The following is an 11015-nucleotide window of genomic DNA, read 5'->3' on the forward strand; positions in this document are numbered from 1 at the left end:
AGTCGTCCAGTTCGGATGTTGTTCCCGCTGCTGCTGGCCGTGCTGCTGGGGGCGCTTTTCCCCGCCGCCGCCCAGCCCGACTGGCTGGGCGCCCCCGGTGGACGCAGCACCCTGGACACCCTGCTCGGTCCGCCGGGCCGGCCGCTGGGCGGGCGCGACGCCGAGCAGGATCCCGCCCTCTCCCCGGACGGCCGCTGGCTGGCCTACAGCTCTTTCGTGGATGGCAACTGGGACATCTGGCTGCGCGATCTCCAGGCCGGTCCCGGGGAGCGCCCCCGCCGCCTCACCCGCCACGTGGCGGTGGACCGCCGACCCCGGTTCGCGGCGGACGGCGCGGCCATCCTCTTCATCTCGGAACGGGAGGATGCCGCCGGCGACATCTGGGAGATCCCCCTGTCCCGCTGGCGGGGCGGGCGGACGGGGGAGGCGCGGCCCGTCCTGCGCCGACCCGGCGCCCAGGACCACCCCGTGCGCGATGGCGCCGGTGCCCTCTACTGGGACGAGGAGAGCCCGGGCGGCCGCCGCGTCATGCGCTGGGACGGCCGGACCACCGTGCGCGAGCTGGCCCGGCCCGCCTCCCTGCCCCGCCCCGGCCACGGCGGCCTTTACCTGCTCTCACTGGCGGACTCCCTGGAGATGGTGGTGGAGTGGCTGCCGGACAGCCTGCTGGGCCAGGCCCGCCCCGCCACCCGGCGCAGCCAGGTCTGGCGTCCGTCCAGCGCCCTGCTGGACATGATGCCGGGACCGGAGGGCGGCCTCTGGGCCATCACCCTCGAGGACGGCGCGGTGCGGCGGCCGGGCGAGGAGCTGGCCACGCCCAGCCAGCTGTGGCTGGTCAAGCCGGGAGCCGGCCAACCGCCCCGCCCCCTGCTCGAGCAGGGTCGCGCCCCACGCCAGCTTAGCGTGGCCGGGCGACGCCTGGTCTACACCGAGGACGAGCGCCCCGCCCTGCTCTGGCTGGAGGAGGCCGAAGGCCGCTTCCCGCTGGGTGGGGGCGGTTTCGATGACGCCACCGGGGGTCGTTCCGCCGGAACCTGGCTGGAGCTGGCCCGCCATCACGAGGGGCGCGAGCTGGGTCTTCCCCTGCTGCAGACGATCCAGGCGGCGTGGCCGGGCAGCCCGGCCGCCGACGAGGCAGCCCTGCGCGAGATGCGCCTGCGCATGGCCGCGGGCGGAGAACCCGGTCTCCTGCTGGCACGGCTGGACGAGCTGCGCGGCTGGATGAAGGGTCCCGAGGCGCGGGCCCGCCTGGCAGCCATGGCGCTTGAACTGGAGCTGCGCCGTCAAGCGGCCAGCGACGCGGCACCCCTGGAGGAGCTGGCCCGGCGCTGCCGGGAGGAGGGCCTGCCGGGCGCCGCCGCCGAGGCCCAGCTGGCCCGCGCCCGCTTCGAGCTGGATGCCGGCCGCCTGGAGCGCGCCCTGGGCGCCCTGCTGGATCTGGAGACCCTGCCCGACACTCTGGCCGAGCGGGCGGACGGCCTGGCGCTCAAAGTGCGGGCCTATGAGCGGCTGGGGGAAAGCGAAGCGGCGCGAGGTGCCCTGGCCCGCCTGGCGATGGATCACGCCGACCGCCCCGAATTGCTCGCCGACTGGCTGCGGCGGGACCTCGCCGCCCTGGAGGGCCTGTCGGACGCCCGCGCCCGGCTGCGGCTGCGGGAGCGCCTGGCCGTGCTGGACGCCATTCCGCCGCTGCGCCTGGCCCTGACGGTGGAGCTGGCCCGGCGCGAGGCCGCCGCCGGACGCGACGGCCGCCTGGTGGCACGCGAGGACCTGCGTCTGGCCCTGGAGGAGGCGCCGGCCGCCCTCGTGCCCTTCCAGCGGCGCGCCTGGACCCAGGGCCAGGGCCTGCTGGCCGACCTGCGGCGCCAGGACGGGCAACTCGACGAAGCGCTGGCCGCCCTGCGCGGGGCGGACGATGCCCTGGCGGCGGTGGAGGAGCCGGCCCTGGCCGGCATCCTGCGCCTGCGGCGGATCAACTGGCTCTTGGAGCGGGCCGCCACCGCCGTGGCGGCGGCCGATTGGGAGGCGGCGGAGGCCGATGCCCGGTTGGCGCTTGCCCTCGACCCCGCCGAGTCCCGCGCCTGGCGCCTGCGGCTGGAGGCCCTCGCCCGCCTGGATCGCCTGGACGAGGTGGAGCTGATCCTGCGCCAGGGCCGCGCCAATGAGGGTCGGGGCGGCCCCCCCTTGCGGGGCGAGGCGCTGCGCCGGCGGGCGGTGGAGACCTGGGCCCTGGGCCTCCTGCTTTCCTGGCGGGCCGAATCACAACCGGCCCATCTGCCCGAATCCGACCTCCTGCTCGAGGAGGCCCTGGACCTGGACGACCGCCTCGCCGCCGCCTGCCTGACGCTCAGCTGGAATCTCAGCCGTGAGATCCATCTGGCGGCCGGCCGGCGGGGCGGACTGAAGGGCCTGCTGCGCGAACTGGGCCGCGGCCGCGAGGCGGTCAGCCGCCTCCGCCACCGCGGGGTGGGCCGCCTGGAGGATCCTGATGAGGAGTCCATGCGGGATCGGGCCATCCTGCTGGCCCAGCGCGGCTTGCGCTGGACGGATCCCGCCCGCGATCCCGACCTGGCGGCCGCCCTCGCCACCAACCTGGGCAACCTCTATTTCTCCCTGGGCGAGTTCGGGGCGCCCCAGGCCTGCCAGGCCTGGGAGCACCGGCTGTCCATCAGTCCCCGCTTCCGCCGGCCGGAGGAGCAGCTGCGCTTCCTCATCAACCTGGGCACCGCCCGGCAGTGGAGCGGCAATCTGGAGCAAGCCGCCCGCGATCTGGACAGCGCCCAGGTGCTCGCCGCCCGGCTGGGACTTCAACCCGAGCGCAGGGAACTGCTGGCCCGCCTTTCCATGCTGGCCGGCGAGCGCGGGCGGCCGGTGGAGGCACAGGCCTGGCTGCGGCAGTCCCTGGCCCTGGAGAGCGATCCCGGCCAGCGGGCCATCCTCTGGCGCAACCTGGCCATCATCCAGATGGAGCTGGGGGACGAGGAGGCCCCCGCCTCCCTCAACCAGGCCGCCCGCGAGGCGCAGGAGGGGCCCTGGCCCATGGAGCCGGCCCAGAACTGGCTGCGCGTGCAACTGCTGGGCCTCAGCGTGCCCCTCTGGAACTTCCCCGGCCTCTACACGGGGCAAGGCCGGCTGGATTGGGGGGCGGCCGAGGAGGAGGCCCTCCGCCAATCCCTGCTGGACGACCTGAGCGGACGCCAGGGGGCGGTGGACCTGCGCCTGCGCGGCCTGCACGACCGGCGGCGCCTCCTGCGCCGGCAGAAGGACGTGGACGGCATGCTCCGTCTGGATCTGGCCATCGCCCGCGAGCTGGCCGTCCTGGGCCGGTGGGAGGAGGCGGTCCGGCGCTGCGAGGAGACGGCGCGGGCGGCGCGGTCCGCCGTGCTGGGCGGGATCGAGGCGCGGGCCGTGGAAAGCGCGCTCAGCTTCCACCTGCTGGCTCGACCCACCAGTGAACAGGATGCGAAGGCCCTGGCCCGCCTCGACGCGTCGGCACCGCGGCTGCGGCATGCCATGGGGCAACTGCTGGAGGGCAGAACCGTCCCGTTGACGGCCGAGCAACGCCTGCGCCTGGAGCTGCTGCGCATCCAGGATCTGGACGAGCAGGCGGGGCGGGCCGGTCCGGTGGACGGGCTGCTGCTGCGCTCGCGGGCCCTGCTCCTGCTGGAGGATCTGGAGGGCTGGCGGCGCAGCGCCGGCCTGACCTGGTCGAGGCGACAGCGCCTGGCCGTGGATCTGGCCTGGGCCCGCCTGCTCACCGGCACGGGGGATGCGGCGGCGGCGCGGGAGCGGCTGGCCGCCTGGCCGGTGGAGGAGCTGCCGCCCGAGGCCGCCCTGCTCACGGTCTGGGCGCGTTTGCAGTCGTCGCTGGCGCTGGGCCGCGCCGATGAGGCGGTGGAGGAGACGACCGCCCTGCGCCGGATCCTGCTCGATCTGCCGGCCGAGCCGGACGGCCTTGCCTCGGTGCGCCGCGCCGCCGTGGTCCTGGACGGCCTCGATCATCTGGCTGCCCGGGCGGGTGGATCGGCCGCCGCGGAGTCCGCCGCCTGGCGGGCCTGGTGGGAAGGGCGGCGGCTGTGGGAGCAGGCGGATCCGCCCTTTCCCGCCCAGAGCTGGACCAACGCCTGGGGCAACCTGCGCGCCGATCTGGCCGAGCGCGATCGGGCACTGGAGAAGCACTGGGCCGATCCGGGCGCGCCGGGCGAGGTCCGGCGGGCGGACTCCCTGCTCGCCGCCACCCGCCAGGACATGCGCCAACGGGAGGATCGCCTCCGTCTCTGGTTGGAACCCACGCCGGATGCGGCGGCGGCCTGGCCCGCCTGGCGTGAGGAGGGGCTGAGCTGGGTCGGGGTGCAGGACAGCCTTGGTCCCTGGTTGCTCGCCGCCCCCGAGGTCCACCGCGTCTGCCGGACGGCCACCGTGCTGGCCGCCGATGAGGCAGCCGTGGTGGGCGGAGGCTCCCGCTTGCGGCCACCCACCGCCGCGCGCCGGGTGCCCGCCGCCGCCCTGCTCGATCCCACCGCCGCCGGCCTGGACGCCCGCGTGCTGGCCCTGGACGGCGTGCTGCGCCTCGTGCCGGGCGCCCCCCATGCCGCCTGGCTGGATTTCGACGGCCACCGCATCGCCCTGCGCGAGCTGATGGCCCTGGACCTGCCCGGCGAGCTGCTCGTCCTTGGCGAGGTGGATTGGCAATCGGCCCATCCCGCCGACTGGCGGGAAGGCTGGCTCATCCTGGAGCGCCTGCTGGCCCAGACCGGTCTGCGCCAGGCCCTTGTGCCGGAGCCAGGACGCGGCCAGCACGGCGCCCCGTTGGAGGACTTCGCCCTCACCCTGCTGGCCGACAGCCAGGTCGGCGTGCCGGAGGGCTGGTGGCGCATCGGCGCACCTCTTCTCTCGCCCACCGAGCGGCGGGCCGGGCAGCGACAGGGCATGGAGGAGCTGGTCCAGCTGGGCAACGAGTACCGGCGCCGCGGCGAGCACGACGCCGCCTGGCGTTCCTACCGGCGGGCCCTGCGCCTGGCCCTGCAGGTGGAGGACCAGGAGAGCGCCGGCCGCCTGTTTCGGCTGGGGGCGGCCAGCGCCCTGGACGGCAGCCGCCCGGGCGAGGCCCTGGATGTGCTGCTCGAGGCCCTGGGCCGCACCGAGGGCGCCCACATCGATTGGGTTCGGTTGTCCCCCCGCTTGGTGCAACTGGCCGACCTGGCCGGTCGACCGGCCGCGGCGGACAGTCTCTGGCGCCGCCTGATCGTGGAGCAGCGGCCCCCGGCCGGCGGGGGGGAGGAAGCGGCCCCGCCCGCCCCGGCGGCGGCCGTGCGCGCCGCCTTCGAGGACCGCCTCCTGGCCCTGGAGCGGCGGGGCGGACGCGAGCGGGCGGCCGCGCTGGCCCGCGAGGCCCGTCTCATGCCAGAGGGGGAGGATCCCCGCCGCGCCCTCTTCCTCGCCCGCCTCTATCTGGACACCGAGGCGGCACGCCTGGCCTGGGACTGCCTGCAGACGCCGGAGTTGCGCTGGGCAGCCCTGGACTCGCTGGAAAGCCTCGATGCCCACGAGCTGCGCTCCATCATCGCCCTGCGCCTGGGTAATCTGACCGACGCCCGCCTCTGGATGGAGCGCGCGGCCTTGCTCGCCGCCTCCTCAGACCTGCCCGCCGGCCGTCTTGCCCTCCACCTGCAACGGCAGGCCGATCTCGCCTGGAGCCTGGGACAGTACGGGGAATGCGCCGCCTTCCTGGACCGGGCCGAGGCCGCCCTGCCCGCTGACGATCTGCAGCTGGCCCTGCTCCTGGCCAACACGCGGGGCCTGCTCGCCACCGAGCTGGAGGAGGCGGCGGCGGCGGATGCCCACTTCGCCCGCGCCCAGGAGTTGGGCGTCGTGCTCCAGGATCCGCTCGAGTTGAGCGCCGTCTACAACAACATCTCCCGTCTCCACCAGCGCGGCGGACGCTGGGCGGAAGCGCTTGAGGACTGCCGGCGGGCCCTGGAGCAGGACAGCCTGTCCGGTTCCCGGCGCCGGGCCCTCGTCACGCAGCGCAACCGGGCCGCGGCGCTGCGTGGACTGCTCGCCCCCGATCTGCGCCTCCCCGAGGCCTGGACCGCCCTGCCCGAGGGCTTGCTGCGCCAGCGGCGGGCCTCGGGCGAGTTGTCGCGCCTGGAACGGGAGCTGGTCCGGGGCATGGCCGCGGCCGCCGCCCTGGGCGAGGAGCGTGAGGCCTGCCGGCTGGAACTGGAACTGGCGCTGCTCAGGCTGGATTTGGGCAATCCCGGGCAAGCCCTGCTGGCGGCGCAATCCTGCGCCGTGCGCGCCTCCCGCCTCTTCTTCCGCCGCGAGGCCCTGGAAGCAAGGCTGGCGGCCGGCCGGGCCCTCGTCCGGCTCAAACGCCTGCCGGCGGCGGAGGAGCTGCTGCAATCGGCCCTGGCGGAGGCGGAGGAGGAGACGGCCCGCCTCGCCCCCGTCCGCTTTGATCCGGGGCGTGGTCTGCTGCAGCGCCTGATCACGGACGAGCTGGTCGCCCTCTACGGGAGCGAGCGGCCCTGGGAGGCCCTGGCCGCCAGCGAGCGCGGCCGCAACCTGGGGCTGCAGGAGATGGTCGTGCGGCGCAGCGGGGACAGCCGCCTGGCCGCCCCGCGCGGCAAGGCGGATCTGCAGAAGCTGCTGCGCGCCTCGCTCGAGCCGGACCAGGCCCTCCTGGGCTGGCACGTGGGCCGCGATAGGGCCTGGGGCTTCCTCTGGCAGTCCGGCGAACTGCGCTGCTGGCCCCTGGACGTGGCGCGGGACAGCCTGGGCATCCTGGCCGGCCTGCATCGCGGCCGCATCCTGGCCTTCCTCAGTCCGGAGGGGACGGGCCGTCGCCTCGCCCACTGGCTGCTGCCGCCCGCATGGCAGACGGCGCCACCCCGGCGGGTCTGGCTGCTGCCCCAGGGCGAACTGCACGGCCTTGCCTTCGAAAGCCTGGTCCTGGCCGACGGCCGCTGGTGGGGCGAGACCACCGCCATCTGCCGGTCGGGCAGCCTGGCCGAGTTGGCCTACAGCGCCGGTCTGCCCGGCGGGACGAGTCCGGGGGCGGTGTGGAGCGACCCCCACGTGCCGGGGATGGACGCCCTGGAGTACACGGCCCTCGAGGTGGCCGAACTTGGACGGCTGCATCCCGCCGCCCGGCTGGCCGTGGGTGCGAAGGCCACTCCGGCGGACCTGCGGGGGGACGGCGCGGCCCGCCGTTTCCGGCATTTCGCCTGCCACGCCGTGCACGACCCGCGCAGCCCGGCTGAAAGCGCCTTGCTGCTCAGTCCCGCCCCGGGCAGCGACGGCCGCCTGGCCGCCCCCACCATCGCCGCCCTGGACCTGCCGGCGGGCCTGACCGTCCTCTCCGCCTGCGAGACGGCCCTGGGCCGGGGCGGGGAGGAGGCGAGCGCCGGCCTGCCCCGCGCTTTCATGGCGGCGGGTTCACGCGGGGTGTTGGCCAGCTTGTGGAAAGTGGACGATCTCTCCACCGCCGTGCTGGTCAAGCATCTTTACCGGGGACTGGCGGAGGGTCGACCGGCCGATCTTGCCCTGCAGGAGGCCCAGCAGGCCGTGCGGCGCTGGGTGCATCCCCATCCCGCCCACTGGGCGGCCTTCTGCCTGACGGGACAGCCGCTGCCTGAACCACGGGTCGTCACTGGTCGATAAAAGGGCCATGAAGGAGGAGTCCGCATGTTCACGCGCCTGATCAAGCTGCTCGCCATGTTGCCCGTTCCCGTGCCCGCCATGCGCCAGGGTCTGGCCTGCGGCGTGCTGGGGCTAGTCTACCTGCGGCGCACGGAGCGGCTGGGGGAGGTGGCCACCCGCCTCCTGCGCGTGCTGGAGTACCGCGGCTACGATTCCACCGGCGGCGCCTTCCAGGACGGGGACCGTGTCACCCTGCTCAAGGCGCCGGGCGCCCCCAGCGAGATCTGCGCCGCCCTGGGCATGCCCCAGCAGGCCGGGCACATCTTCTGCGGCCAGGTGCGCTGGGCGACCTACGGGGCGGTGGACGAGCTGAACGCCCAGCCCCACGTCGTGCGTTGCCGGCGGCACATCTACGGCGCCCACAACGGCAACATCAGCAACAGCCCCCAACTCAAGGCGTGGCTGACCGAGCGTGGCCACGATGTGCGATCCGACAACGACGGCGAGATGCTCGTCCACCTGATCGAGCACATCTACGACGATGAGCTGGCCAGCGGACGCCATGGCTCGCCGGAGGCGGCCATGAGGCAGGCCGTGGTGACGGCGGCGGGCCGGGTGGAAGGCGCCTACGCCGCCATCATCGTCATCCCGGAGACGGGCACCAGCTACGCCATCAAGGCGGGGTCCAGCCTTTACGCCGGCATCGGCGTGCTGGACGAGGCGGAGCCCAATCCTTTCTTCCTGGCGTCAAGCGACCTCACCGCCGTCCTGGGGCAGACCCGCATGATCCTGCCCCTGCGCCGTGGGCAGTTCGTCGAGTACCGCGCCGACTCCTACCAGGTCTACGCCTACGAGGAGATGGAGGTGGAGGACCCGCTACGCGGCCACGTGGTCCTCCAGCCGGGCGATCCCGTCGAGGTGACGCCGCGCTTCAGCCGGCTGCGCGTGGACGACATCGGCTTGCGGCCCGGCTTCACCTGGTTCATGGAGCAGGAGATCGCCGACGAGGTGGAGAGCGCCCGCCGCCTGGTGCGCTACCTGTCCAACGGCAGCCCGCGCCTCCAGCTTTTCCGCAGCGCCGGCGCCTCGGGCCGCCGCGTCATGAGCGCGGTGGAGGATGAGCTGATGGCCCTGACCGACGCCCCCACGCCGGAGGCCCTGCTTGATTCCTGCACCGGTCTCTTCGACAACGACGCCCTCTGGGAGCTGTTCAACGAGCTGCCCGCCGAGATCCGCTCCGATCCCGCCTTCTACAGCGACGCCGGACCGCATCTGGCCTGGGCCCGGGAGCATTTCCACGACCACCCGCGGCGGGAGCTGCTCCTCCTGGCCGATCTCTACCACGAGAACGACGAGATCAACGAGCTGACCACCCAGCTCTACCGCTTCGTCGAGGAGGCGCGGCGCACCCTCGAGCAGGGTGGCCAGATCTACGCCGTCTGCTCGGGGACCAGCTACAACGCGGCCCGCACCGGCGCCATGTTCTTCAATGACCTGTGCGGCGTGAAGTTCGTGCCCCTGCTGCCGGGCGAGTATCGCAGCCAATACAACCACTCGATCACCGACCAGGATCTGCTGGTGACCATCTCCCAGAGCGGGGAGACGAAGGACGTGATCGACGTGGTGGACGACCTCAAGCACAAGGCGCCGCTGCTCAAGCACATCTGCGTGGTGAACAACCTCAACTCCACCCTCGCCCAGGAGAAGGCGGACATCGCCATCCCGCTGCGCTGCGGACCGGAGATCGCCGTGCCGGCGACCAAGAGCTTCATCAACCAGCTCACCATGCTCTACGGCATGGCCCTCTACCTGGCGGCGGCGCGGGGGGGACGCGTGCGCGGCTCGGCCACGGGCTTCGAGGCCATCCTGGGCCGCCGCGAGCGCCTGGAGCAGATTCCCGACCTGCTGGCGCGCACCTTGAGCGAGACGGCCGCCACGGTGGAGGAGGCCGCCGCCGTGCTCTACCAGGCCCCCAGCCTGCACATCCTGGCCACCCGCATGTGGGGGGTGGCCCGCGAGGGGGCGCTCAAGATCCGCGAAGTCGTGCTCAACCATGCCGAGGGGATCGAGGCCACCGAGTTCAAGCACGGCCCCAACACCATCCTGGGCCTCAACACGGGCTTCGGCCTGGACCAGATCAAGGACTACACCCGCGCCCTGGGTGGTGAACTGGCCCGGCAGGTGACGCGGGACGGCCTCGCCACCGATCCGGCGGCGCTGGCCGGCTGGTTGGAGCAGCTGGCCGGGCGGATCTTCCCACCGGTGGCGGCCAAGAACGGATCGGCCTGCCCCGCGGCGCTCTCCTCCACCTCCCACAACCAGGACGGCCAGGGCGTCTTCGCCAGCCTCTACCGGGACTACCCGCTCATCTACGTGACAGGTCCGGGCAAGCGGGACGTGGAGCTGACCATCACCCAGATCAACACGCACAAGATCCGCGGCGCCATGAGCATCGTCATCGCCGAGGAGGACGAGCACCTGCGCCGCGCCGCCTGCGAGCCGCCCATGGGGCATCGCGACTACAAGGGCATTTTCATCGCCCTGCCCCCCTCGGGCGACCTCATCACCACCACTTTCACCTCCATCCTGGTCCTCCAGCGGCTTGCCCTGCGCATGTGCGAGATGAAGATGGCCCTGCTCGACGGCCTGGGGGTGAGGGACCACGGCGTGCATCCCGACGCCCCCAAGAACGTCTCGAAGAGCATCACCGTGGACTGAAGGCGCTCCCGCCTGTTCGCGGGCGGGAACAGGGCGCTGGGCACCAGTTCAGACACCGCCACGCTCGCGGGCTGAGCCGCGGCGCGGCAAGGGGACGGGATCCGGCATGGGCGCCTTGCATCTGGCCATCCTGCTTTTCGGCGCCGCCGGCCTGCTGGGGCGGGAGCTGGGGCTGGACCCCCTCGCCATCACGGCCGGACGCTCCCTGGTGGCGGGCCTGGCCCTGGGGCTTGTCCTGCTGGTGCGTAAGGAGCGGGAAGGGCGAGTCTGGCCCGGCTGGCGCTGGATGCTGGGGGCGGGCGCCCTGCTGGCCTTCCACTGGAGCTGCTTCTTCGACGCCGTGCAGCAGGGCGGGGTGCCGCTGGCCCTGCTCAGCTACGCCCTCTTTCCCGTCTTCAGCCTGTTCTTGGAGCGACTGGCGCCGCCGACGGGCCGTTCGCCCGCGGCCGCCCCGGGCCTCTCCCGCCAGGTGGCCCTGCTGGCGCTGCTGGGCGCGGGCCTTGTGCTGCTGGCGGGACCGGACCTGTTCGCCGCGGCGGGTCGCCTGCGCGGCCTGGCGGGCGGGCTGGCCGCCGGGGCCAGTTTCGCGCTGCTGGCCCGGGGCAACGCTGCCCGCGTCAGGCGGGAGGGAGCGCTGGCCCTGGCGGCGGCCC

At 73.8% G+C, this 11015-nt stretch carries 3 protein-coding genes; all 3 read left to right on the top strand.

Annotated elements, in window-relative coordinates; translation table 11 throughout:
* Positions 1-15: 15 nt before the first annotated feature.
* Positions 16-7665: a CHAT domain-containing protein gene (locus tag Q8O14_00845; GenBank protein ID MDP2359287.1), complete on the top strand. Its 7650-nt coding sequence runs from the start codon at positions 16-18 to the stop codon at positions 7663-7665.
* A 24-nt stretch (positions 7666-7689) separates the two neighbouring features.
* Entirely contained in the window at positions 7690-10362 is a 2673-nt protein-coding gene (locus tag Q8O14_00850) for an SIS domain-containing protein (GenBank protein MDP2359288.1), read from the top strand.
* 106 nt (positions 10363-10468) lie between these two features.
* The coding region (locus tag Q8O14_00855) for an EamA family transporter (protein ID MDP2359289.1) at positions 10469-11015 on the top strand (547 nt) is incomplete at its 3' end.

Source organism: bacterium, from assembly GCA_030685015.1.
Classification (GTDB): domain Bacteria; phylum CAIWAD01; class CAIWAD01; order CAIWAD01; family CAIWAD01; genus CAIWAD01.